Raw genomic sequence first — 22,480 nt, 5'->3', positions numbered from 1 at the left:
CGTTCTCATATTTACTTTTAAGTAATTCTGCCTGCTATATTACGCAGGATCGGAGGCGATATGCAGGTCAAACGTAGTCATGAGCGTATTACGGTGGAGATTCCCATCGTGGTGACGACCGTGCTCGACAGCCTGGAAGGCATGATCGTCGACCTGAGCGAAGGGGGCGCACAGGTCGTGGGCTGCACCCTGCCGCCGCGATCGCAATGCCAGATCGACCTGGACGGCCATGTCACATTCGGCACGGTACGCTGGTCCGAAGAGGACCGGATGGGCATTCGCTTCCCCTATGAACTGAATGAAGGCCCGCTGTTCGACAGGCTGGAACTGGCGCGCGCCGCCCAGCGGGCTCCCGTCGCCTTCCAGCCGCGCCTCAATGCCGCAGGCGGTTTCGGACGGCGCGCCGGCTGAAACAGGTTTTCCTTTTGTTCCCGTTCGCCTAAACCGCACGGGTGATCGATCCCGCATCCCTGCCCGCGCTTCACGCCAGCCATGGCGGTATCTGGCTGCGCGAAGGCGACAATACCCACGCGCTGGCGAAAGGGCAGGCGATCGCGCGCGCGGCCGAAACGCCGGTGTTGCTGCTGAATGCGCCGCTGACCGGCCAGCGGCTGGGCTATCCGGAGCTGAATGGCCTCGACCTGCTGGAATTATGGGCCTTTCTGCATCCCGCCCGCTTTCTGGTGCCCACGCCCAAGGGGCTGGCGGAAGCGCTGGACCTGCCCGCTCCGGGCAATGAGGGCGATATTCCCGCGCTGCTGCAACAGGCGGCAACGTTGCTGCTGGCCCGGCTGGATGCGCCGGACTGGGTGGAGCGCGAGGGCGGATGGACCGCTGCGCAATCGCTGCACCGGATGCGCTGGCCCTGGTCGCCGCTGGTCGCGCCGCGCATTCCGCGCCCGCGCGAGGCGGAGCGCTGGCTCTTTTCCAAGCTGCCCGAATGGGAGGAGGCCCAGCCCCGTCCCGCTCCGCGCACCATCAGCCTGGCGGAGGATCAGGTGCTGGCCCGGCTGGATGCGCTGACCGGCGCGGGCGCGGAGCCTCGGCCGGGCCAGCGCGCCTATGCTGCTGCCGCCCGCATCGCCTTCACCCCGCGCAAGCATCGCGACCAGCCCAATATGCTGCTGGCCGAAGCGGGCACCGGGATCGGCAAGACTTTGGGCTATCTGGCCCCCGCCTCGCTCTGGGCGGCGGAAGCGCAAGGGACGGTATGGGTGTCGACCTATACCAAGGCGCTGCAACGGCAGTTGGACCGCGAAACGTTGCGCCTGTTTCCCGACCCCGCCATGGCTGCACGGCGGGTGGTGGTGCGCAAGGGGCGGGAAAATTATCTCTGCCTGCTGAACCTTGAGGACGCCTTGCAGGGCGGCTTTGCCGGGCGGGCCGCGATATTGGCGCAACTGGTGGCGCGCTGGGCCGCCTTCACCAAGGATGGCGACATGGTGGGCGGCGACCTGCCCGGATGGTTGCCGACCCTGTTCCGGCGCAACGGCTCCACGGCGCTGACCGACCGGCGGGGCGAGTGTATTTATGCGGGCTGCCCGCATTACCGCAAATGCTTCATCGAGCGGTCGGCGCGCGCTTCCGCCGACGCCGACATCGTCATCGCCAATCATGCGCTGGTGATGATCAACGCCGCGCGCGGGCGCGAGACGGGGCAGCGACCGCAGCGGATCGTCTTCGACGAAGGGCATCATCTGTTCGATGCGGCGGATTCGACCTTCTCCGTCGCTCTGTCGGGGCAGGAGGCGATCGAGCTGCGCCGCTGGATCATGGGGCCGGAAGGCGGATCGCGCGGACGGCGGCGGGGGCTGGCGGCGCGCCTGTCCGACATGGCGAGCTATGACGAGGAAGGCGGGCAGGCGATCCGCGCGGCGGTGGACGCGGCGCAGGCATTGCCGGCCGATGACTGGCTGAAGCGCGTGGTGGCTGGCGAGCCGTTCGGGCCGCTGGAAGCGTTGCTCGCGGCGGTGCGGGGGACGGTCTACACCCGCGCGGAGGCAGCGGGCGAGACCGATGCCGGATACGGGCTGGAAACCGAACTGGCCGAACCCGACGGCGCGCTGGTCGAGGCGGCGCAGGAGGCGGCGCTGGCGCTCGATGCGCTGATCAAGCCGCTGGTGCGGCTGGCGCGGCGGCTGGAGGTGGTGATCGAGGACGCGCCCGACTGGCTGGACGGCGCGGCGCGGGCGCGGATCGAGGGCGCGGTGGCGTCGCTCGGCTGGCGGCGCGATCTGATTGCGGCCTGGCTGGCGCTGCTGGCGCGGATCGGCGGGCCGGCCGACGCCGACTATGTCGACTGGATGACGGTCGACCGGGTCGAGGGGCGCGAATATGATATCGGCATCCATCGCCACTGGCTGGACCCGACACGGCCGCTCGCCGAAACGGTGCTGAAACCGGCGCAGGGCGTGCTGCTGACATCGGCGACGCTGAAGGGCGGCGGGGAATGGAGCAATGCGGAGGCACGCAGCGGCGCGATCCACCTGCCCCATGGCGCGGAACGGTTCGAGGCGGCCAGCCCCTTCGACTACCCGGGCCGGGCCGAAGTGCTGATCGTCACCGACATCAAGAAAGGCGATATTGCCGCCATGTCGGGCGCCTATGCCCGGCTGATCGAGGCGGCCGGCGGCGGGACGCTGGGTCTGTTCACCGCGATCCGGCGGCTGCGCGCGGTGCATGCGCGGATCGCCGACCGGCTGGCGCGCGGCGGATTGCCGCTTTACGCCCAGCATGTCGACCCGATGGATACCGGCACGTTGGTCGACATTTTCCGCGACGATCCCCGCGCCTCCCTGCTGGGCACCGATGCCTTGCGCGACGGGGTGGACGTGCCGGGCCATTCGCTGCGGCTGGTGGTGATGGAGGGCGTGCCATGGTCGAAGCCCACGGTGCTGCATGCGGCGCGGCGGCTGGCGGGTGGTGGCAATGCCTATGACGACCGGTTGATCCGGGCGCGGCTGGCGCAGGCCTTTGGTCGCCTGATCCGCCGGGCCGAGGACCGGGGCAGTTTCGTCATATTGTCGGCCGCCATGCCCAGCCGGTTGTTGAGCGCCTTTCCGCCCGAAACGCCGGTGCGCCGCCTGACGCTGGACGAGGCGATCATCGCCGTCAGCGTTGCCGCCCGCCGCGAAACGCTTGGCGAAAGCGCATCAGTAGGGCATCAGGGGGGCGAATCCGATTTGCCCCAGCAGGAGAGACAATGAAGCGGCTGACCCTGTTGCGCCACGCCAAATCGGACTGGGACGATCCGGTGGCGCGCGACTTTGATCGCCCGCTGAATCGTCGCGGGGAAAAGGCCGCGTTGCTGATGGGCCAGTTCGCCGCCAAGCGGAAGATGCAGTTCGACCTGCTGGTCGCCTCCCCTGCGGTGCGCGTGGTGCAGACGCTGGAGACTTTCTTCGAAGGCTATGGCGAGACGCTGGACGCGCGCTGGGACCGGCGCATCTATCTCGCCTCCTCCCCGACGCTGTTCGATGTCGTGCGCGACCTGCCCGACAGCGCGGACAGCGTGCTGATGGCGGGGCATAATCCGGGGCTGGAGGAGCTGATTCTGGATCTGGTGCCCGATGACGGCATCAGTTCGCTGCGCGAGGATGTGGAGGTGAAATTCCCCACCGCCAGCATCGCGGTGATGGATTTGGCGATCGACCGCTGGAGCGAGGCGCGCGACAATATCGCGACGCTGGCCAGCTTCACCCGCCCCCGCGACCTGGACCCGGCGCTGGGGCCGGGCACCCGCTGAGCCGCCGGACATGACGCCGATTCTGTGGCGCCGGGCGGAGGTTGCGGATGCCGGGGCGCTGTCGATATTGGGTGGCGCGACCTTCCTTGCCAGCTTTGCTCATGATCATCCGGGTGCGGCGCTGCTGAGCCATATTCGCGGCGCCCATGGCGAGGCCTATTATCAGGCGGCCTTGCGCGATCCGGCGCAGACGCTGCTGATCGGGGAGACGGTGCTGGGCGCGCCGGTGGGCTATGCGCTGATCACGCCCCCTGCCCTGCCGGTGCCGACCGACGAACAGGATGTCGAACTAAAGCGCATCTATCTGCTGCAGGACTGGCAGGGCGGCGGCAATGGCGACCGGCTGATGACGCTGGTGCTGGAGGAAGCGCAGCGGCGCGGGGCAAAGCGGCTGTTGCTGGCGGTCTATCCGCAAAATGACCGGGCACGGCGATTCTATGCGCGCCATGGCTTTGAGGAAATTGGCGAACTGACCTTCATGGTCGGCGACGTGCCGTTTCGCGACCTGATCTACGCGCGGGCGTTGTAGGCGGTCAGTCGCCGATGGCGCTGGCAAGCGTCGTGCGGATTTCTCGCAGGCGGACCAGCAGATCGGCATCGGCGACGCAGGCCTGTGGCGCGACGGGCGTGGGCGCAGGCGCGGCTTCGCCATCCTCCAGCGCCTTTTGCGCGCCCTTGACGGTGAAGCCCTCGACATTGAGCAACTGGTGGATGCGGCGCGCGAGCGCGACGTCGGCGGGGCGGTAATAGCGTCGGTTTCCGGACCGCTGGAGCGGGCGCAATCGCGGGAAGCGCGTTTCCCAATAGCGCAAGATATGCTGGGGAAGACCAAGCTCGCCGGCCAGCTCGCTGATGGTCAGAAATGCACCCTCTTCCTTTTCCATGACGAGGATGTTGCACCCATCTATGGGGCAACGTCAACCATGGTAAAGCAATGGTAATATTGGAAAAGGGTCCGATCGTCTCAAATCGAGGCGACACGATCCCGCATCGTCTGGCTGGCGCGGAAGGTGAGTACGCGGCGCGGTTCGATCGGCACTTCGACACCGGTCTTGGGATTGCGGCCCATACGCTCGGTCTTGTCGCGCAGGACGAAGGTGCCGAAGCTGGAAATCTTCACATTTTCGCCGCGCGCCAGCGCCGTCGACATATGTTCGAGGATCGATTCCACCAGCGCCGCCGCTTCGGCCCGCGACAGGCCGACGTGCCGATTGACACTTTCCGCCAGATCCGCGCGCGTCAGGGTTCCATTGTCGCTCATCGAACATCCCCACTTCTTCGCCCACTGATCATCTCCCCGGATGATCTGCATGAAATGTGATTGATTCGCGGCGCTTTGGCAAGCGGTTGCTATATGTCAGACTCGAAGGACGCAGGCGCCCCAGGTGAAGCCGCCGCCCATAGCCTCCAGCACGACCAGATCGCCCGGCTTGATCCGTCCATCGCGCGTGGCGAGGTCCAGTGCCAGCGGCACCGAAGCGGCCGAGGTATTGGCATGCCGGTCCACCGTTACCACTACCCGATCGGGGGAAAGCTTGAGCTTGCGCGCGGTCGCATCGAGGATGCGGGCATTGGCCTGATGCGGCACCAGCCAGTCGATATCGTCGGGGGTAAGGCCCGCCAGTTCCATCGCTTCCTTGAGCACGGAGGCCAGGTTCACCACGGCGTGGCGGAACACTTCCTGGCCCTTCATCCGCAGCTTGCCCACGGTCTGGGTCGTGGACGGTCCGCCATCGACATAGAGAAGCTGATTGTGGCGGCCATCGGCATGCAGCTTAGCCGCGAGAATGCCACGCTTGCCGTCCGCGCTTTCCTCCGCGCCCAGCACGACCGCGCCGGCGCCATCGCCGAACAGGACGCAGGTGGCGCGATCTTCCCAGTCGAGGATGCGGCTGAAGGTTTCCGCGCCGATCACCAGCGCGCGATTCGCGGCGCCCGAGCGGATCATGCTGTCAGCGACGGTGACCGCGTAAAGAAAGCCAGAGCAGACGGCGGCGACGTCGAAGGCGACGCAATCGTCGATACCCAGCGCGGCCTGCACCTTGGTCGCGGTGGCGGGGAAGGTCTGGTCCGGGGTGGCCGTAGCCAGAATGATGAGGTCGATATCCTGCGCGGCGACGCCCGCCGCCGCGATCGCCTGTTGCGCGGCGTCGGTTGCGAGGCTGGCGGTGGTTTCGCCCTCCCCCGCAATATAGCGATTGCGGATTCCGGTGCGTTCGACGATCCATTCATCGCTGGTGTCGACTGTTTGCGCCAGTTCGGCATTACTGACGGCGCGAACGGGCAGGGCCGAGCCCGTGCCAAGCAATATGGACCGGCGAATCACTTGGCGGACAGCTCCAGCTTTGACGCTACATCGGCCAGCGACTGAATATCGGCGATGTCGGCTGCGATGCGCCGGGTAATATCTTCTTCCAGCAGACGGGCGGCGACATGCACGGCATTCGCCACGCCCTTTTCGTCCGCGCTGCCATGGCTCTTCACCACCACGCCATTGAGGCCCAGGAAAACCGCGCCATTATGGTTGTTGGGGTCGAGATGATGCTTGAGCATGTACATGGCCGGCTTCGAGATCAGGAAGCCGATCTTCGAGCGGATCGAACTGGTGAACGCCTTGCGCAGCACGTCGGTAACGAAACGGGCGGTGCCCTCTGCCGTCTTCAGGGCGACATTGCCGGAGAAGCCGTCACACACGATGACGTCGGTATCGCCGCGGGAGATCTTGTCGCCCTCGGTAAACCCGTCGAACTGGAGCGAGAGATTGTCTGCGGCGCGCAGCACGGCGGCGGCATCGCGAATCTCGTCGGTGCCCTTCAGCTCTTCCGTGCCGATGTTGAGCAGCCGGACGCGCGGACGATCGAGATCGCAGGCGATGCGGGCATAGGCCGCGCCCATCACCGCGAACTGGACGAGGTTGCGAGCGTCGCATTCGGTATTGGCGCCCAGGTCCAGCATGATGACGTCATTGTCGCCCAGCGTGGGCAGCATCGCTGCCAGTGCAGGACGATCGACACCCTTCATGGTGCGCAGGGCAACCTTCGCCATTGCCATCAGCGCGCCGGTATTGCCGGCGGAGACGGCGGCACCAGCCTCGCCCGCCTTCACGGCAGCGATGGCCATCGCCATGGAGCTGGTTTTCTTGCGAATCGCGACGCTCGGCTTATCCGAGCCGTCGACGACCGTATCGGCATGGACGATGTCCGACGCCGCCCGCAAATTGGGGTGATGGTCGAGCGCCGCCTTGATCCGCTCCTCGTCGCCGAACAGGGTGAATCGCAGGCCATCATGACGGCGACGGGCCAAAGCAGCCCCCGCCATCATCACGCGCACGCCTTCATCCCCGCCCATCGCGTCGATTGCGATTCGCGGTTGGCTGGACACTCTAATTCACCCCTTTGCGGAGTTCAAAAACGGGCTTAGGCCCCGACGGCGACGATTTCGCGGCCGTTATAGTGACCGCAGGCGTCGCACAGATTGTGGGGACGCTTCAGTTCACCGCAGTTCGAGCATTCGTTGAACGCTTCAACGCGCAGCGAATCGTGGCTGCGACGCATGCCGCGCTTGGAGGGAGAAGTTTTGCGCTTGGGGACAGCCATGTCGGCACCTTATTCCATAAATTAATCAGGTTTTGCGACTGGCCGGTTCCCAAAGGATGCCGACGCCAACGGCGCCGCAGACCCATGCGGCCCGGGTGATCGCGAAGCCCTGCGCCTATAGCGCTTTTTGCCGGAGGTGCAAGTCCTTGTTGCCCTTTGCCCTTGTCCCTTCCCCAAGGCGCTCTACGGTGCGCTTCACGGAATAACAGGGATTTGACCATGCTGCTGCCGATTACGCTGACCTTTGCCGCTGCCTGCGCGCTGCTCAACTTCTGGCTGGCGATTCGCTGTGCGCGATTCCGCATCAAGGACAAGATATTGCATGGCGATGCCGGGCACGGCCTGCTCGCGCGGCGGATGCGGGCGCATGCCAATTATGTCGAATATACACCGATCGTGCTGATTCTCTTTGGGCTGGTCGAGATGGCGGTGGGGGCGTCGCTATGGTTGTGGATCGGCGCGCTGGTCTATGTGGTGGCGCGGGTGGCCCATGCATTCGGCATGGATGCGGACAAGCCCACGGCGTGGCGCGCGGGCGGGGCGCTGCTGACATGGGTGATCATGATCGCCATGGCCGGGACGGCGCTCAGCATCGCCTATGGCGCGACACGCGAGATGCCGGTGCCGCCGGCGATGGCGGCAAGATAGTTTGAAAAATGCGCGAAAGAGCGCATTTTTAGGCCGCACCAGCCCTCCCCCCCAGCACCGAATCGGCGACGAAGGGGTTGGTGCGGCGTTCGTGGGCGAAATTGCTCATCTGGCCGTGGCCGGGGACGAAGGCCGTTTCGCCGCCCAATGGCCAGAGCTTGCCGGTGATCGCGTCAATCAGATCCTGATGATTGCCGCGCGGGAAGTCGGTGCGGCCGATCGATCCCTGAAACAGCACGTCGCCCACGATCGCCAGCTTGCTGGGGGCGTGGTGGAAGACGACATGGCCGGGCGTGTGGCCCGGACAGTGGATCACGTCGAAGGTCAGATTGCCGACCGTCACCTGATCGCCATCGTTCAGCCAGCGGTCCGGCTCGAAACTCTCGCCGGGTACGCCCCAGCGCTCGCCATCCTGCGGCAGCCGGTCGATCCAGAAGCGATCATCCTCATGCGGCCCCTCGATCGGGACATTGAGGTCGCGCGCCAGCACGCCCGCCTGTCCGCAATGATCGATATGGCCATGGGTGACGAGCAGCTTCTCGATCGTGACGCCGTGCTGCGCCGCCGCCTTTTTGAGCACGGGCAGGTCCCCGCCCGGATCGACGAAGGCGCCGCGCATCGTTTCCGTGCACCAGAAGAGCGTGCAATTCTGCTGGAGCGGGGTGACGGGGATCAGGACGGCTTTAAGCGGCGGCGTGGTCATGGGGAGGATGTGGCGGACGGGGGAGGCATGTGCAAGCCTCTTGGGATTGTGATGGGGGCTAATCCTCCCCGCCTGCGGGGAGGGGGACCACGCGCAGCGTGGTGGAGGGGGTTCGCCGCCCGCGCAAGGTTGCGTTGATGGCCCGCCCCCTCCGTCAGCCTGCGGCTGCCACCTCCCCGCAAGCGGGGAGGAGAAGTTCTTTCTACTCCGCGCCTTCCATCGCGAACGGTTCGGCCAAGCTGATGCCGTCCAGCACCTTGGCGGTTTCGTCGCGGACGCGGAGCATCACCCGGTGGAGGCGGCATTCCGATTCGGGCAGGCAGTTGGTGCAGCTTTCATGTGCGAAGCGGCTGGCGCAGGGGGTGAGAGCGAGGGAACCGCGGGTCAGGCGGACGATGTCGCCATAGCTGATGTCGACCGGCGCCAGCGCCAGCCAATAGCCGCCGTCCCGGCCCCGCTGCGTCGCGACCAGCCCTTCGCGCGAGAGTTCCGACAGGATCACGGTCAGGAATTTGGCCGGGATATTCTGGCGCGTGGCGATTTCGTTGAGGGGCACCGGACCCTGGCGGTAGCGATCGGCAAGATGCTGAAGCGCGCGGATGGCATAACGGGTCTTCTGGGACAACATGGGTCCGTTATTCGCGCGCGGGGCAGCTTTGGCAAGTCAAGCGGGGCAATGGAGAAAGAAGTTTTTCAGGGATTTCCGCGCCGAGATCGGCGGATGCACTGTATCGCCCTGGGCTCCTGCTTTCGCAGGAGCACTTTGGGTGATGGTCAGCGGCTATTTGCGCTCATCGCCGCGCGGGCCTGTCCGGGGAAGTCGCTGAAGATGCCGTCGACGCCGGTGGCGGCGATCGCCTGAACATAGCCGGTGAAGTCGCCATGCCCCTGCGGATCGTCGGGCCGCTGGAACTGGGCGAGAAGGAAGCTGTTTTCCATCCGCAGCGTCCAGACATGGACCTGCAAGCCCGCATCATGGGCGCGACCGACCAGCGCGGTCGGACCTTCCGGCGCGATGATCAGCGCGGCCGAGGGGCCGACGCCATCGGCATAGGCGGCGATATCGCTCAGCCCCTGTACCATCAGCATGTCCGCATAGGTGACGCCGGGCAGGTCGGCCGGGCCGCCCTCCGCATCGACAAGCTGGATCAGGCGCAGCCGGGTGGCGGTGCGCAGGGCCTTCAGATTGCCGACCTCGAACGACTGGATGAACACCGGATCGTCGGCATTTTCATAACCATATTTGGCCAGCATCGCGAGCATCACCGCCTGATGCGGCAGGCCGATCTTCGCGAAATAGCTGGGATGCTTGGTTTCGGGATAGATGCCGATGCGGCGATGCGCTTCGGCTTCCTTGGCGCGGACCAGCTTCAATATCTCTTCGAAGGTCGGGATGAGATAGAGATCGTTGAAGCGCTTGTTGGCGGGGCGCAGGTCAGGGAGGCGTTCGCGGGCGCGCAGGGTGCGCAGTTCGGCGAGGGTGAAATCCTCGGTAAACCAGCCCACCATGTCGACGCCATCGATCTGCTTCGTCGTCTTGCGATCGGCAAATTCGGGATGGTCGGCAACGTCGGTGGTGCCACCAATCTCATTTTCATGCCGGGCGACGAGAACGCCGTCCTTGGTCAGGACAAGATCCGGCTCGATGAAATCGGCCCCCTGATCGATCGCGCGCTCATAGCTGGCGAGCGTATGTTCGGGCCGTTCGCCGCTGGCGCCGCGATGGGCGATCAGGATCGGTTCGGCCCGGACCATCTGGAGGGGGATGAGGCTCATCAGCAGGAACAGCCCGATGCGCAGCAGCCCCCGCCCGATCATGCCTTCACGCCCTGAAGCGCGTTTTCATAAGTGGTCGCCTTGAAGCCGACGATCGTTTCGCCCCGGCCGGTGTCCAGAATCGGGCGCTTGATCATCGAGGGGTTGGTGATCATCAGCAGGATCGCCTTATCCGCATCGATATGCGCCTTGTCGCCCGCATCCAGTGCCTTGAAGGTGGTGCCGGAGCGATTGAGGATGGTTTCCCAGCCATGCTCCATCACCCATTCCTCAAGTTTTCCCTTGTCGACGCCGGCGACCTTATAGTCGTGGAAGCTGTAGGCGACCCGCTCATTGTCCAGCCAGTTGCGGGCCTTCTTGATCGTGTCGCAATTTTTGATGCCATACATGGTAATCATGATGCTGCGCTCCTGTTACCCTTTGAAGGCGGTGACTTCGATTTCGATCTTCATCTCCGGCTTGACGAGGCCGGCGATGACGCAGCTGGCCGCCGGGCGAATGTCGCCGAAGACGGGGCCGGTAATGTCGCCCATCACATCCCAATAAGCGGCGTCGGTGATATAATAGGTGACGCGCACGACATCGGCAAAGGCGAAGCCGGCGTCTTCCAGCGCCTTGCCGATCGTCTTGAGCGCGTTGCGGCCCTGTTCGACCACATCTTCGGGCATGGTCTTGGTTTCAGGGTCGGTGCCGGTGGTGCCGGCGACGAAGCACCAGTCGCCCTGGACGACGGCGCGCGAATAGCCGACCTGCGCCTCGAAAGGCGAGCCGAAGGAAATGAGCTGGCGGGACATGAGGGGATTCCTGTTGCAGTGCGAAAGGATCGCCCGCGCCTTTGCGCCCTGTAGCGCGGGCTGTCCAGCGCTTTCGCCCGGAACAGGGGCGGGAGGCCAGCCGTTGAGGGAGGATCACCCCCTGACAGGAGAATGGCCATGACGCGCCCTACCCCCCACCGCGAGATCGAAGAGAATAGCGAACAGGCCGATGCCGGCACGCAGGCGCAGGATGTGGCGGCGGATGCGCGCGTGCGATCAACCGACCTGAGCGAGGATAGCGAACGCGGCGGCCGGGCCAATGTGGCGCAGGTGACGCCCGACGATACGGAGGATCTGGTCGAGAAGATGGAGGCGATGAACCGGTCCGGCCGGATCGACATGGATGCCTATGCCGGTGAGCCTTCCATGGATGACGAAGAAGACAGCTATGGCGCGACCGACGAGGAGGACGAGGATTAAGCGGCGGCCGGGCTGCCGGTCGTGCTGCCGGTAGTTAGGCCGAAATTGATCATGCCGCGCGCCATATGGCCCAGCGCCTGCGCCATGGCGTCGCCGATAACGGGGTCGATATCCTCCATCCCGGCAATGGCGCAGGCCATGGCGGTGGCCCATTGATCGGCCAGCGCCGGGGTGATCGGGAAGGCGCGGTGCAACGACATGATGCACGGCCCGCGTTCGAACCAGTCGCGCGGGCCGCCCAGCCAGCCGCACAGGAAGCGCGTCAGGCCATGGCGCACGGCGCTCATGTCGGCGGCGTGGATGGCGCGCAGTTCCGCATAGGCCGAATCCTGCTCCACCAGATCATAGAAGCGGTTGGCGAGCGCACGGGCGACCGGCTCACCGCCGATACGGACATAGGGGCTGGGCGGCGCGGCGGCGTTCATGGCTATCGGCTCCGTTTCGGATGATCCAGGCAGCATGGCGTGTCGCGCCGGCGGGGCATTGATGTGGGTCAAATCGGGGATGCGCCATTTTGGCGTGATGTTGGTCCGGCTTTAACGCGCTGTTTGCCATCGGGTCGCTAGAGCCGGGGCATGGCGAAATTCGGAACCGGACGGTCGCAGCCGTCACGCAAGGACAAGGTGCAACAGGCCTGGCTGGCGGAAGCCCGGCGGGCGGGCAATGGGGCGCGTTTCCAGCGGCCGCGACAGACCAAGGGTTTTAGCGGCCCGGCGCTGATCTATACGCTGTGTCTGGGATTGCTGCTCGGATGGTATGGACCGGGATGGATGGCGCGGATCGACTTGCCGAGTAGCAGGCCAGCGCCACAAAGCGTGGCCGTGGACAGCCTGTCTGCTGATTTCGGATATTGCCACTCAGGCGGCGGGACCAATTGCGTGGTCGATGGCGACACTTTCTGGTTTCGGGGCGAGAAATATCGGATCGCCGATATCGATACGCCCGAAACCCATGGGCCGCGTTGTGAGGCGGAGGGGGCTCTGGGCAAGCGGGCGACGGACCGGTTGCAGGGGCTGATGAATGCGGGGGCCTTCTCCCTGGAAAGTGCCGATCGCGAAACCGATCGCTATGGCCGCAAGCTGCGCATCGTGACGCGCGAAGGCCAGTCGATCGGGGACCAACTGGTCGCCGAAGGACTGGCCCGCGAATGGGATGGCAGGCGCCACCCCTGGTGCTGATTTTTAGCGGCAGCTAACCCCGCCGCGATCGATTTCCCGACCCAGCAGCGCGCCGGCGCCGCCGCCGATCAGGATGCCCGCGACATTCGACTGGCCGCGATCGATCTGGCTGCCAAGCAGGCCGCCCAGCGCCGCGCCGACGATCAGGCCGGTCGTGCCGTCCGAACGGCGGCAATAATAGCGATCGTCATAGCCGCGATAGATGCGGGTGCGGCGATCGACGCGGATCGGGGCATAGCCGCCGCGATAATAGCGGTTGGGCTGATAATAGCGGCCATAGCGCGGATCGGGGCGATTATAGTCATAGCCGTAGACGACGCGCGGCGCGGGGCGGCGATAGTCGCCGCGGCGATCCTGGCGCCAGTCGCGACGATCATCGCGGCGATCGTTGCGATAATCGCGATTCGCCTCGCGCACATTGTGGCGATAATCCTTCTGCGCTTCGCGCACGTCGCGGCGATATTCCTTGCGCGCATCGCGAACATCGCGCTGGCGTTCCAGCGCGTCGCGGCCCGGCTGGGCCATGGCTGGCGTGGCGGCAAGGCCGGTCAGGGCCATCGCGCCGAGCGACAAGGCGGCGATAGCCTGTTTGAAACTGAACTTCATGGCTGAGGCTCCTTCCCTCAAAATCTGCAACACTGGCGATACAACCCGCAGCATTACAGGATGTTGCATGAACGGAACAAAACCGGCCGTTCAGCTTCCGCTCAGAGGATCCGGCGGCGCAGGGAGACATGGAGGGAATAGGATATGCGGCGCTTAACTTCGCATATGTCCCGTGGAATCGCGCATTATATTTCCTATTCCGGTCATATCGTTGCGCGCGATCGCGGCGCAGCGTTGGTGCGAGAATAAGCGGATGGCGCCCTGTAGGACATGCGCGCTTGGCGGCGGTCAGAGCGCGTTGGCGATCGCGTCCCGCTGATCATTGGTGAGGCCGTCGGCGGCGGCTGCGTTGTCGCCCGCCTGATGATCTTCCCCCGGCCCGACGAACTGGATCGCGGTCAGGATCACCAATATCGCCCAGAGCAACGCCATCCAGCGACTGGTGAAGAGCGAGCGGAGGCGGACACCGAAGAGCATGGGGCGGGACGATAAGGTGGCGGGGTTAAGGAAGGATCACCCCGGCGGCGTGGATCGGCAGGCTTCGGGGCGAGCCAAGGAGATGGCGCTGGTCAGCACAACCCGATCGAGCCGCGACGATCCCATGCAGCGATGGCAATAAGCATAGTCGAACGCCGCCTCCAGCACCCAGTCCTGTGCCGCCACGTCCCATGCCGCCCAGGCATCGCGCGTGACATGATCGCTGCCGCAGACGTTGCAGACATAGGCGTGACGGGTGGAAGATGTCTCGGTCATGCGGCGAGCATAGCGCAAGTCCCGCCATTTTGGCGCGAAATGGGTCCGTTCTGGAGGTAGTGCCGACCGTCAGGCGGCGGCCTTGCGCGATCGGATCTGATCGCCTCGCCCAGCCAACAGGCCGGCGACGGAGATGTCCTCGTCTATTTCATCCCAATGGAGGCCGCTGGGGCTGAGGAAGAAATCGGCACGCTGGGCCGCAGTCGCATGCAGCAAGCGTGGGAACCAGACGAGCGGAATGCCCAGCGTGCGGCCATCTTCAAGGTCCACCCACATCTGGGCTTCATCGAAGCGGACATCGGTCGGCCTAGGCGAAGAAGTCATTCCAAGCATCCTCGATTTCAGCGCGCCGGACTTCGACAATATCCCGGAGCCGCTTTATCCTGCGTGCATCGAAGCCGCGATTATAGGCGAGTTCGACTTCAGGATATAGCCAAAACTTGGCGTCTGCACCGGGCTCAGCGACATGGATATGCACAGGTTCGCGCGGATTGCCTTCATTGGCGAAGAAGTGGAACCGGCAGCCATCAATGCGGAAGATGACTGGCACCGAATCTTCCCTTTCATTCTGGCCGGTTGGACAATCAGTTACCCGCCTGTCCAACCGGCTTGAAGTTTGGGATATTACTCCGCCGCGATCCCCGCGGCCTTGAACATGTCGGGATCGGCGTCGATGTTCGCGGCTTCGCCGCCCTTGACCTTCTGGCGGCGGTCGAAGGCGTCCCAGACGTCGTTCCACTGACCACGGGTCGCGCCCTTCGAATATTCGGTCGCGCGGGTTTCGAAGAAATTGGCATGTTCCACGCCGTTGAGCAGCGGGGTCAGCCAGGGGAGCGGATGCTCGTCGATCATGTAGATCGGCTTGAGGCCCAGCTGGCCCAGGCGCCAGTCAGCGATGTAGCGGACATATTTCTTGATGTCCTTGGGCGTCATGCCCGGCACCGGCCCCATTTCGAAGACCAGGTCGACGAAAGCGTCTTCGATACGCACCGTCTTCTGGCACATGTCCATGATGTCGTCCTTGACCGCCGGGGTCAGGCACTGGCGTTCGGCGCAGAAGGCGTGGAACAGCTTGATGATGCCCTCGCAATGGAGCGTTTCGTCGCGCACCGACCAGGTGACGATCTGGCCCATGCCCTTCATCTTGTTGAAGCGCGGGAAGTTCATCAGCATGGCGAAGGAGGCGAAGAGCTGAAGCCCTTCGGTGAAGCCGCCGAACATGGCGAGGGTGCGGGCGATATCTTCATCGCTGTCGACGCCGAAGGTCGCCAGATAGTCATGCTTGTCCTTCATCTCCTTATACTGGAGGAAGGCGCTATACTCGCTCTCAGGCATGCCGATCGTGTCGAGCAGGTGCGAGTAGGCGGCGATGTGGACCGTTTCCATGTTGCTGAACGCGGTCAGCATCATCTTGATTTCGGTCGGCTTGAACACGCGGCCATATTTTTCGTGGTAGCAATCCTGCACTTCCACGTCGGCCTGGGTGAAGAAGCGGAAAATCTGGGTCAGCAGGTTGCGCTCATGGTCGGACAGCTTCTGCGCCCAGTCCCGGCAATCCTCGCCCAGCGGCACTTCCTCGGGCAGCCAGTGGAGCTGCTGCTGGCGCTTCCAGAATTCATAGGCCCAGGGATATTCGAAAGGCTTGTAGACCTTGCTGGCTTGAAGAAGGGGCATGTGGGTTACTCCGAGCGATCTGTTCTTTCCCTCTCCCACCGGGAGAGGGAGGGGCCCGCGCCGTCAGGCGCGGGAGGGTGAGGGTGTTTGATGGTCCGGCCAGTCGCCCTCACCCTCCCGGCGCTTCGCGCCTCCTTCCCTCTCCCGACGGGAGAGGGAAATATGGGTCAGGACTCCGTCCAGATTGTCCATCACATCATGGTTCCAGAAACGCAGGACATGATAGCCCTGCGCTTCGAAATAGCGGGTGCGGGCGGCATCCTGTTCGATACTTTCCGCATGAGTGGCGCCATCGACTTCGACGATCAGCCTTGCCGAGAAGCAGAGAAAGTCTGCGACATAGGCGCCGTGGGGCACCTGACGGCGCCACTTCGTGCCGGGCAGTTTTTCACGCAGCCCACGCCACAGATGCTTTTCGGCGTCCGTGGCGTTGCGGCGGAGGGTTTTGACTTTGTCGAGCGCGCCGGAAGGAAGACCTTCATAATGGCGTCGGCTCGTCATCGCCCTCACCCTTCCGCCGCTGCGCGGCTCCCTCCCTCTCCCAATGGGAGAGGGGATTATGAGCTTACTGACAGGCGAGGCACTCGTCATAGTCGGTGGTCTCGCCGATCTCGAACTTGGGGGCGTCGATCGTGTTGTCGGCCTCCACGCCGCCGCTGCCCGCGAAGCCCGCGCGCTGGACCGACTTGGAGCGGAGATAATAGAGCGACTTGATGCCCAGTTCCCAGGCGCGGAAGTGGAGCATGAGCAGATCCCATTTTTCGACGTCCGCCGGGATGAACAGGTTCAGCGACTGCGCCTGATCGATATAGGGCGTGCGGTCGGCCGCAAGTTCGAGCAGCCAGCGCTGGTCGATTTCGAAGCTGGTCTTGAACGTGTCCTTTTCTTCCTGGGTCAGGAAGTCGAGATGCTGGACCGAACCGCCGCGCTCCAGGATCGAATTCCACACGGCGCTGCTGTCCTTGGCCTTGGCCACCAGCAGCTTTTCCAAATAGGGATTCTTGACCGAGAAGCTGCCCGACAAGGTCTTGTGCGTGTAGATGTTCGCCGGGATCGGCTCGATACAGGCCGAGGTGCCGCCGCAGATGATGCTGATCGACGCGGTGGGCGCGATTGCCATCTTGCAGCTGAACCGTTCCATCACGCCCATGTCGGCGGCGTCGGGGCAGGGACCGCGTTCCTGCGCCAGCAGCATCGAGGCTTCGTTCACCTTGGCATTGATATGCTTGAAGATGCGCAGGTTCCACGACTTGGCCATGGCGCCTTCGAACGGAATATTGCGCGCCTGAAGGAAGCTGTGGAAGCCCATGACGCCCAGGCCCACCGAGCGTTCGCGGGTCGCGCTGTACTTGGCGCGGGCCATTTCCGGCGGTGCGCGGTCGATATAGTCCTGAAGCACATTGTCGAGGAAGCGCATGATGTCTTCCGCGAAGGTCGGGTGATCCTTCCACTCGTCCCAGGTTTCCAGGTTCATCGACGACAGGCAGCAGACGGCCGTGCGGTCGTTGCCCAGATGGTCGAAGCCGGTCGGCAGGGTGATTTCCGAACAGAGGTTCGACGTCGACACCTTCAGGCCCAGATCGCGGTGATGCTTGGGCATCATGCGGTTCACCGTGTCGTTGAACACGATATAGGGTTCGCCGGTGCGCAGACGGGTTTCCACGATTTTCTGGAACAGCGAACGGGCGTTGACCGTAGCGCGAACCGACCCGTCCTTGGGCGAGGTGAGGTTCCATTCGTCATTGGCGCGCACCGCTTCCATGAAGGCGTCGGTGATGAGGACGCCATGATGGAGGTTCAGCGCCTTGCGGTTGAAGTCGCCGGTGGTGTTGCGGACTTCGAGAAATTCCTCGATCTCGGGATGCGACACGTCGAGATAGCAGGCGGCCGAGCCGCGACGCAGGCTGCCCTGGCTGATCGCGAGAGTGAGGCTGTCCATCACGCGGACGAAGGGGATGATGCCGCTGGTCTTGCCATTGAGGCCCACCGGTTCGCCGATGCCGCGCACATTGCCCCAATAGGTGCCGATGCCGCCGCCGCGCGAAGCGAGCCAGACATTCTCGTTCCAGGTGTTGACGATGCCTTCCAGGCTGTCGTCCACGCTGTTCAGATAGCAGCTGATCGGCAGGCCGCGACCGGTGCCGCCGTTCGACAGGACGGGCGTGGCGGGCATGAACCACAGCTTCGAGATATAGTCGTAGACGCGCTGCGCATGGTCCGCATCATCGGAATAGGCGGCGGCGACGCGCGCGAAGAGATCCTGATAATTCTCGCCGGGCAGCAGATAGCGGTCGTTCAGCGTTTCCTTGCCGAATTCGGTCAGCAGCGCATCGCGCGACGTATCGGTCGTGACCGGGAAACGGCGCGCCAGCACGGTCGAGGAGGTCATGGGTTCCACCTTCTCAGGAGCAGGCACAGAAGCCGCCGCGAGCAGCGCCTCCACCTTCGCATCTTCCAACAGATCGTCCATCACAGTCGCCACGTCGCCACCTTGTCCACTATCTCTAAAATCCATGCGAGCCCCCGAATGTTCCTGTTCCGTTCGATTCGGTCAAGCGGGTCGCGTTAGCCGCGCATCCTAGCATGAACCGGACCGTGCCGGGGACGGAAAAGGGCCCAACCGAGCGGATCGCATGGACAAAAACGCCCTGTCGCTGAAAACCAGTCCAGCAATGCGATCACAATCTGTTGGGTGACCCCCGTTAACCCGATACCACAGATAGTGCCATAGCCGCTTTCAGACACAAGAGGGTAAATGACAGTTCGGGGACTCTGTTCGTCGCTGATCCGATTCCATTCATCGCCTGCCCGCCCCCCGATATAGGGGCGACGCACGGACTTCTCCCGCCCCCGCAAAAGACAAGTGCCCGATTTCAGAAATAAAAATAAAATTGGCTTGCCACGCAAATGCGTGGGCAGGAAAAATCGGTCATCGGCGGCGGGGGAGGCATGCCCCCTCCCGCTGGCACAGGATAGCCGAATCGCACCCCCTATGTTGAGGCGGCCGATCGATCGGGATAGGATTCGCCATCGACGGGAGCGCCGGGCACGGATGCCCGCGTATCGCCTGAAGGGAGAGCGACGCCATGATCCTCTATTATCATCCCCTCTCCTCCTATTGCTGGAAGGTGCTGATCGCCTTTTATGAAAATGGCGTGCCCTTCGTCCCCCGCCTGCTGGAGGATGCGGCGGTGGCGCAGGAATGGAGCGCCCTCTGGCCGATCGGGCGCTTCCCCGTGCTGCACGATCCGGCGCGGGACGCGACCGTGGGCGAAGCCAGCATCATCGTGGAATATCTGGCCCGGCATGAACCGGGCACATTCCGCCCCATCCCGGCCGATCCCGACAGCGCGCTGGAGGTGCGGCTGCTGGACCGGATGTTCGACAATTATGTGATGACGCCGGTGCAGACGATGGTCGGCGACCGGCTGCGCCCGGAGGATGCGCGCGATCCCCATGGCGTGGCCGCCGCGCGCGACCTTCTGGCCAAGGCCTATGCCCTGCTCGACGCGCGGCTGGCCGGGCGGCGCTGGGCTGCGGGCGAGACGTTCAGCCTGGCGGATTGTGCCGCCGCGCCGTCGCTTTTCTATGCCGACAGAATCGTGCCGATGCGCGCCGATTTTCCGACGCTGGGCGCTTATCTGGACCGGCTGGAGGCGCGGCCGAGCGTTGCGCGGGTGCTGGAGGAAAAGCAGCCCTGGTGGCACATGTTCCCCTTTGCGGAGCGGCAGTGACGGCTTGCCTGCCATAGTGTCGCCGGTTAGGCCCGTCCTGGGGATTAGGGGGAGTAGCGGCTATGGTCGATACAGGTGCGCCTGCGGTAGCGGATGGACAGGACTATCCCCCGCCGGAGGTGCTCAAGGCTTTCCTGCTGCGCTATGGCTTTGATGGCACGACCTATGCCCGTCGCAATGCCGACCTTGCCGGTCACAGTCCCGAAGCCGCACTGAGCCATTTCGCCCATCATGGCTGGCGCGAAGGGCGAATGCCGGGCTTTATCCTGAGCATGGCGCAGATCCAGCAGTTGCGCCTGACCGACTGGAGCGCGCCATGGACGCAGCATCTGGCAATGCTGGCGATGCGGACGCTGATATGGGAAGCCCAAAGCCAGCATCGCCCCGGCACATTGCCGGTGCTGGCAGACCTGATGACGGGCAGCCCCGACCATGTGCCGGCACTGGTGATCGGCGACAGCCACTCGGCCTTCCTGCATAGTGGCGCGGCGATGCTGGCCGGGGGCGTGCTGCCCGCGCCCTTGCTGTGCCGGGCGGGATCGGCGCGGGGCCTGACCAATCCCGATTCGCGCGCGCGCCATCGCGACACCATCCTGCGCACATTGGACGGGCTGGGACAGATGCTGACGCACCGCCCGGTCATCTTCCAGTTCGGGCAGGTCGATATCGAATTCCTGTTCGACATGAAGCGCATCCGCGATGGCGAGACACGCTATATCGCCGATGAGGCGCGCCGCTTCATCCGTCAGTCGATCGGCCGCTATGGCACCTTTCTGGCCGAATGCCGCAAGCATAGCCGGGCGCGGTTCATTGTGATGGGTGTATTCCCGCCGGCGCTGGACGATGCGACGGTGCGGGCGGGCTATACCAATGCCCATATCGCGACGCTGAACGAGCATGACGACATCGATATGCTCAAGCGGCAATTGGCTGCGCTGGAGCATCCGGACGCTGCCGCCCGCACCGCGCTGGCGCGCTATTTCAACCGGATCATGCGGACTAGCTGCACGCGGGCGCGGATCGGCTTCATCGAGGAGTTCGATGCGCTGCTGGGGCCGGACGGGCTGGTGCGCCGGGCATTGACGAACCCGGACGACCATCATCTGGCGCTGCATTCGCCCTTCATCCATCAGCGCATGACCGCCGTTGCCCGCCAGATCGCGGCGATGGCGCGGCGCTGACGGCTGGACTCATCGATCCAAAGGCCTATAGCCCCGCCTTGCAGGGACCCGTCACAGGCGGGCCGCAATATAGGGACCAGGGTAGATGACCGTCATCAAGACCGCCGACCTCATCGAGAGCGTCGCCGACGCGCTCCAGTTCATTTCCTACTATCATCCGATGGATTATATCCGGGCATTGGGCACCGCCTATGAGGCCGAAGCCAATCCGGCGGCCAAGGACGCCATCGCCCAGATCCTGACCAACAGCCGCATGTGCGCCGAAGGGCATCGCCCGATCTGCCAGGACACCGGCATCGTCAACGTCTTCGTGAAATGGGGCATGGACTGCCGGCTGGACGATAACAGCCGCTCCATGCAGGACGTCATCGATGAGGGCGTGCGCAAGGCGTATCTGAACCCGGAAAACCGCCTGCGCGCCTCGATCCTGCGCGACCCCGCCTTTTCGCGTCAGAATACCAAGGACAACACGCCCTGCGTGCTGAACGTGGAAATGGTGCCGGGCAACAAGGTCGTCATCGACGTCGCGGCCAAGGGTGGCGGGTCCGAGAACAAGACCAAGTTCAAGATGATGAACCCCAGCGATTCGATCGTCGACTGGGTGCTGGAAATGGTGCCGCAGATGGGCGCGGGCTGGTGCCCGCCCGGCATGCTGGGCATCGGCATCGGCGGCACGGCGGAAAAGGCCGTGGCGCTGGCCAAGGAAAGCCTGATGGACCCGATCGACATGGGCGAGTTGAAGGCCCGCGGCCCGCAGAACAAGATCGAGGAACTGCGCATCGAGATTTTCGACAAGGTGAACGCCTTGGGCATCGGCGCGCAGGGTCTGGGCGGCCTGGCCACCGTGCTGGACATCAAGATCCACGACTATCCCTGCCATGCGGCGGGCAAGCCGGTCGCGATGATCCCCAATTGCGCCGCGACGCGCCATGCACATTTCACGCTGGACGGGTCGGGTCCGGCTTACCTCGAAACGCCCAAGCTGTCCGAATGGCCGCAGGTCGACTGGAAGCCCAGCAAGGAAGCGATCAAGGTCGACCTCGACAATCTGACGCCCGAAGTGGTGCAAAGCTGGAAGCATGGCGACCGGCTGCTGCTGAACGGCAAGATGCTGACCGGCCGCGACGCCGCGCACAAGCGGATCAAGGATATGCTGGCCAAGGGCGAAGAGCTGCCGGTCGATTTCAAGGGCCGCGTGATCTATTATGTCGGCCCGGTCGATCCGGTGCGGGACGAGGTGGTTGGCCCGGCTGGCCCGACGACCGCGACCCGCATGGACAGCTTCATGGACATGATGCTGGAACAGGGTCTGGCCGCCTGCGTCGGCAAGGCCGAGCGTGGCCCGGCCGCGACCGAGAGCATCAAGACGCACAAGAGCGCCTATCTGATGGCGGTCGGCGGCGCAGCCTATCTGGTCGCCCGCGCGATCAAGGAAGCCAAGGTCGTGGGCTTTGAAGATCTGGGCATGGAAGCCATTTACGAATTCACGGTGGAGGACATGCCCGTCACCGTCGCCGTGGATAGCGAAGGCCAGAATGTCCACCGCCTCGCCCCGCTGGTGTGGCAGGAGAAGATCAAGAAAGAGAAGCTGCTCGAAGGGGCGTAAGCTTTCCCATCCTCCCCATCGCAAGATGGGGAGGGTTGAAACGAG

The 22,480-nt window shown here is 64.3% G+C and carries 29 protein-coding genes; 10 read left to right on the top strand and 19 right to left on the bottom strand.

Annotated features, from left to right (window positions below; genetic code table 11):
* The first annotated feature begins 60 nt into the window (after positions 1 to 60).
* The 4 genes from BMY84_RS02045 to BMY84_RS02030 are packed head-to-tail and all read left to right on the top strand — an operon-like array spanning position 61 to position 4,274.
* Positions 61 to 411 carry a PilZ domain-containing protein gene (locus BMY84_RS02045; RefSeq protein WP_093079964.1) on the top strand — a complete coding sequence of 117 codons (351 nt, stop codon included), beginning with the start codon at positions 61 to 63 and terminating at the stop codon, positions 409 to 411.
* A gap of 41 nt (positions 412 to 452) precedes the next feature.
* The gene (locus BMY84_RS02040) at positions 453 to 3,206 is read left to right on the top strand and encodes an ATP-dependent DNA helicase (protein ID WP_093079961.1); all 2,754 of its coding nucleotides are present in this window, start codon (positions 453 to 455) and stop codon (positions 3,204 to 3,206) included.
* The gene (locus BMY84_RS02035) at positions 3,203 to 3,745 is read left to right on the top strand and encodes a SixA phosphatase family protein (RefSeq protein WP_093079959.1); all 543 of its coding nucleotides are present in this window, start codon (positions 3,203 to 3,205) and stop codon (positions 3,743 to 3,745) included. The genes BMY84_RS02040 and BMY84_RS02035 overlap by 4 nt, the downstream gene beginning before the upstream one ends.
* A gap of 10 nt (positions 3,746 to 3,755) precedes the next feature.
* Positions 3,756 to 4,274: a GNAT family N-acetyltransferase gene (locus tag BMY84_RS02030; protein ID WP_093079956.1), complete on the top strand. Its 519-nt coding sequence runs from the start codon at positions 3,756 to 3,758 to the stop codon at positions 4,272 to 4,274.
* A gap of 4 nt (positions 4,275 to 4,278) precedes the next feature.
* Here BMY84_RS02030 and BMY84_RS02025 read toward each other — a convergent pair whose 3' ends face one another.
* From BMY84_RS02025 to rpmF, 5 genes are all read right to left on the bottom strand, one after another.
* Positions 4,279 to 4,629, bottom strand: coding sequence for a MerR family transcriptional regulator (locus BMY84_RS02025; protein WP_093079953.1), 351 nt, complete (start codon positions 4,627 to 4,629; stop codon positions 4,279 to 4,281).
* 80 nt (positions 4,630 to 4,709) lie between these two features.
* Positions 4,710 to 5,057: an integration host factor subunit alpha gene (gene ihfA, locus BMY84_RS02020; RefSeq protein ID WP_177203864.1), complete on the bottom strand. Its 348-nt coding sequence runs from the start codon at positions 5,055 to 5,057 to the stop codon at positions 4,710 to 4,712.
* 45 nt (positions 5,058 to 5,102) lie between these two features.
* Complete coding sequence (locus BMY84_RS02015; RefSeq protein ID WP_093079951.1) at positions 5,103 to 6,071, bottom strand: beta-ketoacyl-ACP synthase III; 969 nt, start codon at positions 6,069 to 6,071, stop codon at positions 5,103 to 5,105.
* Positions 6,068 to 7,093, bottom strand: a complete 1,026-nt coding sequence (gene plsX / locus BMY84_RS02010; RefSeq protein ID WP_256215093.1) for a phosphate acyltransferase PlsX — start codon at positions 7,091 to 7,093, stop codon at positions 6,068 to 6,070. Before plsX ends, BMY84_RS02015 begins: the two co-directional genes overlap by 4 nt.
* Positions 7,094 to 7,161: 68 nt before the next feature.
* Positions 7,162 to 7,341 (bottom strand): 50S ribosomal protein L32, encoded by a 180-nt coding sequence (gene rpmF / locus BMY84_RS02005; RefSeq protein WP_056690759.1) that lies wholly within the window; start codon positions 7,339 to 7,341, stop codon positions 7,162 to 7,164.
* Between the two features lie 219 nt (positions 7,342 to 7,560).
* Between rpmF and BMY84_RS02000 the strand changes: the two genes are divergently transcribed.
* On the top strand, positions 7,561 to 7,989 hold the full coding sequence (locus tag BMY84_RS02000) for an MAPEG family protein (RefSeq protein WP_093079946.1): 429 nt from the start codon (positions 7,561 to 7,563) through the stop codon (positions 7,987 to 7,989).
* A 28-nt stretch (positions 7,990 to 8,017) separates the two neighbouring features.
* Here the strand turns inward: BMY84_RS02000 and BMY84_RS01995 are convergent, their stop codons facing one another.
* The 5 genes from BMY84_RS01995 to BMY84_RS01975 form a co-directional block, all read right to left on the bottom strand.
* A complete protein-coding gene (locus tag BMY84_RS01995; RefSeq protein WP_093079944.1) occupies positions 8,018 to 8,692 on the bottom strand; it encodes an MBL fold metallo-hydrolase in 675 nt (224 codons plus the stop codon).
* A gap of 202 nt (positions 8,693 to 8,894) precedes the next feature.
* Entirely contained in the window at positions 8,895 to 9,320 is a 426-nt protein-coding gene (locus tag BMY84_RS01990) for an RrF2 family transcriptional regulator (protein ID WP_093079941.1), read from the bottom strand.
* A gap of 146 nt (positions 9,321 to 9,466) precedes the next feature.
* Positions 9,467 to 10,510 carry a glycerophosphodiester phosphodiesterase gene (locus BMY84_RS01985; RefSeq protein ID WP_093079939.1) on the bottom strand — a complete coding sequence of 348 codons (1,044 nt, stop codon included), beginning with the start codon at positions 10,508 to 10,510 and terminating at the stop codon, positions 9,467 to 9,469.
* Positions 10,507 to 10,866, bottom strand: a complete 360-nt coding sequence (locus BMY84_RS01980; RefSeq protein WP_093079936.1) for an ArsC family reductase — start codon at positions 10,864 to 10,866, stop codon at positions 10,507 to 10,509. Before BMY84_RS01980 ends, BMY84_RS01985 begins: the two co-directional genes overlap by 4 nt.
* 15 nt (positions 10,867 to 10,881) lie before the next feature.
* Positions 10,882 to 11,262 carry a RidA family protein gene (locus tag BMY84_RS01975; protein ID WP_093079934.1) on the bottom strand — a complete coding sequence of 127 codons (381 nt, stop codon included), beginning with the start codon at positions 11,260 to 11,262 and terminating at the stop codon, positions 10,882 to 10,884.
* A gap of 138 nt (positions 11,263 to 11,400) precedes the next feature.
* Between BMY84_RS01975 and BMY84_RS01970 the strand changes: the two genes are divergently transcribed.
* Positions 11,401 to 11,703: a hypothetical protein gene (locus BMY84_RS01970; RefSeq protein ID WP_093081618.1), complete on the top strand. Its 303-nt coding sequence runs from the start codon at positions 11,401 to 11,403 to the stop codon at positions 11,701 to 11,703.
* On the opposite strand, the gene BMY84_RS01965 is transcribed toward BMY84_RS01970, so the two are convergent.
* The gene (locus BMY84_RS01965) at positions 11,700 to 12,128 is read right to left on the bottom strand and encodes a group II truncated hemoglobin (protein ID WP_093081616.1); all 429 of its coding nucleotides are present in this window, start codon (positions 12,126 to 12,128) and stop codon (positions 11,700 to 11,702) included. The genes BMY84_RS01970 and BMY84_RS01965 overlap by 4 nt on opposite strands.
* A gap of 150 nt (positions 12,129 to 12,278) precedes the next feature.
* Here BMY84_RS01965 and BMY84_RS01960 point away from each other — a divergent pair, with 150 nt between their 5' ends.
* Positions 12,279 to 12,881, top strand: coding sequence for a thermonuclease family protein (locus BMY84_RS01960; protein ID WP_177203863.1), 603 nt, complete (start codon positions 12,279 to 12,281; stop codon positions 12,879 to 12,881).
* A gap of 3 nt (positions 12,882 to 12,884) precedes the next feature.
* Here the strand turns inward: BMY84_RS01960 and BMY84_RS01955 are convergent, their stop codons facing one another.
* The 8 genes from BMY84_RS01955 to BMY84_RS01920 all read right to left on the bottom strand — a co-directional run bounded on the left by BMY84_RS01955 (position 12,885) and on the right by BMY84_RS01920 (position 18,384).
* On the bottom strand, positions 12,885 to 13,487 hold the full coding sequence (locus tag BMY84_RS01955; RefSeq protein WP_093079931.1) for a glycine zipper 2TM domain-containing protein: 603 nt from the start codon (positions 13,485 to 13,487) through the stop codon (positions 12,885 to 12,887).
* Between the two features lie 288 nt (positions 13,488 to 13,775).
* Positions 13,776 to 13,964: a hypothetical protein gene (locus tag BMY84_RS01950; protein WP_093079929.1), complete on the bottom strand. Its 189-nt coding sequence runs from the start codon at positions 13,962 to 13,964 to the stop codon at positions 13,776 to 13,778.
* 36 nt (positions 13,965 to 14,000) lie between these two features.
* Entirely contained in the window at positions 14,001 to 14,240 is a 240-nt protein-coding gene (locus BMY84_RS01945) for a hypothetical protein (RefSeq protein WP_093081611.1), read from the bottom strand.
* A gap of 69 nt (positions 14,241 to 14,309) precedes the next feature.
* Complete coding sequence (locus BMY84_RS01940) at positions 14,310 to 14,564, bottom strand: DUF2442 domain-containing protein (RefSeq protein WP_093079926.1); 255 nt, start codon at positions 14,562 to 14,564, stop codon at positions 14,310 to 14,312.
* Positions 14,548 to 14,790 (bottom strand): DUF4160 domain-containing protein, encoded by a 243-nt coding sequence (locus tag BMY84_RS01935; protein WP_093079924.1) that lies wholly within the window; start codon positions 14,788 to 14,790, stop codon positions 14,548 to 14,550. The genes BMY84_RS01940 and BMY84_RS01935 overlap by 17 nt, the downstream gene beginning before the upstream one ends.
* A gap of 74 nt (positions 14,791 to 14,864) precedes the next feature.
* A complete protein-coding gene (locus tag BMY84_RS01930; RefSeq protein ID WP_093014627.1) occupies positions 14,865 to 15,914 on the bottom strand; it encodes a ribonucleotide-diphosphate reductase subunit beta in 1,050 nt (349 codons plus the stop codon).
* Positions 15,915 to 15,977: 63 nt separating this feature from the next.
* Positions 15,978 to 16,415: an endonuclease domain-containing protein gene (locus tag BMY84_RS01925; RefSeq protein ID WP_093079921.1), complete on the bottom strand. Its 438-nt coding sequence runs from the start codon at positions 16,413 to 16,415 to the stop codon at positions 15,978 to 15,980.
* Positions 16,416 to 16,479: 64 nt separating this feature from the next.
* The gene (locus tag BMY84_RS01920) at positions 16,480 to 18,384 is read right to left on the bottom strand and encodes a ribonucleoside-diphosphate reductase subunit alpha (protein ID WP_371262398.1); all 1,905 of its coding nucleotides are present in this window, start codon (positions 18,382 to 18,384) and stop codon (positions 16,480 to 16,482) included.
* Between the two features lie 616 nt (positions 18,385 to 19,000).
* On the opposite strand from BMY84_RS01920, the gene BMY84_RS01915 reads away from it, so the two are divergent.
* The 3 genes from BMY84_RS01915 to BMY84_RS01905 all read left to right on the top strand — a co-directional run bounded on the left by BMY84_RS01915 (position 19,001) and on the right by BMY84_RS01905 (position 22,435).
* Positions 19,001 to 19,648 (top strand): glutathione S-transferase family protein, encoded by a 648-nt coding sequence (locus BMY84_RS01915; RefSeq protein ID WP_093079916.1) that lies wholly within the window; start codon positions 19,001 to 19,003, stop codon positions 19,646 to 19,648.
* A gap of 62 nt (positions 19,649 to 19,710) precedes the next feature.
* Positions 19,711 to 20,829: a hypothetical protein gene (locus BMY84_RS01910; protein WP_093079914.1), complete on the top strand. Its 1,119-nt coding sequence runs from the start codon at positions 19,711 to 19,713 to the stop codon at positions 20,827 to 20,829.
* Between the two features lie 85 nt (positions 20,830 to 20,914).
* Positions 20,915 to 22,435 (top strand): fumarate hydratase, encoded by a 1,521-nt coding sequence (locus tag BMY84_RS01905; RefSeq protein WP_093079911.1) that lies wholly within the window; start codon positions 20,915 to 20,917, stop codon positions 22,433 to 22,435.
* Positions 22,436 to 22,480: the final 45 nt, after the last annotated feature.

Source organism: Sphingobium sp. AP50 (genome assembly GCF_900109095.1).
GTDB lineage: Bacteria > Pseudomonadota > Alphaproteobacteria > Sphingomonadales > Sphingomonadaceae > Sphingobium.
Note: the sequence above shows the minus strand (reverse complement) of the source record. Positions and strands in the feature narration are given on the sequence as shown.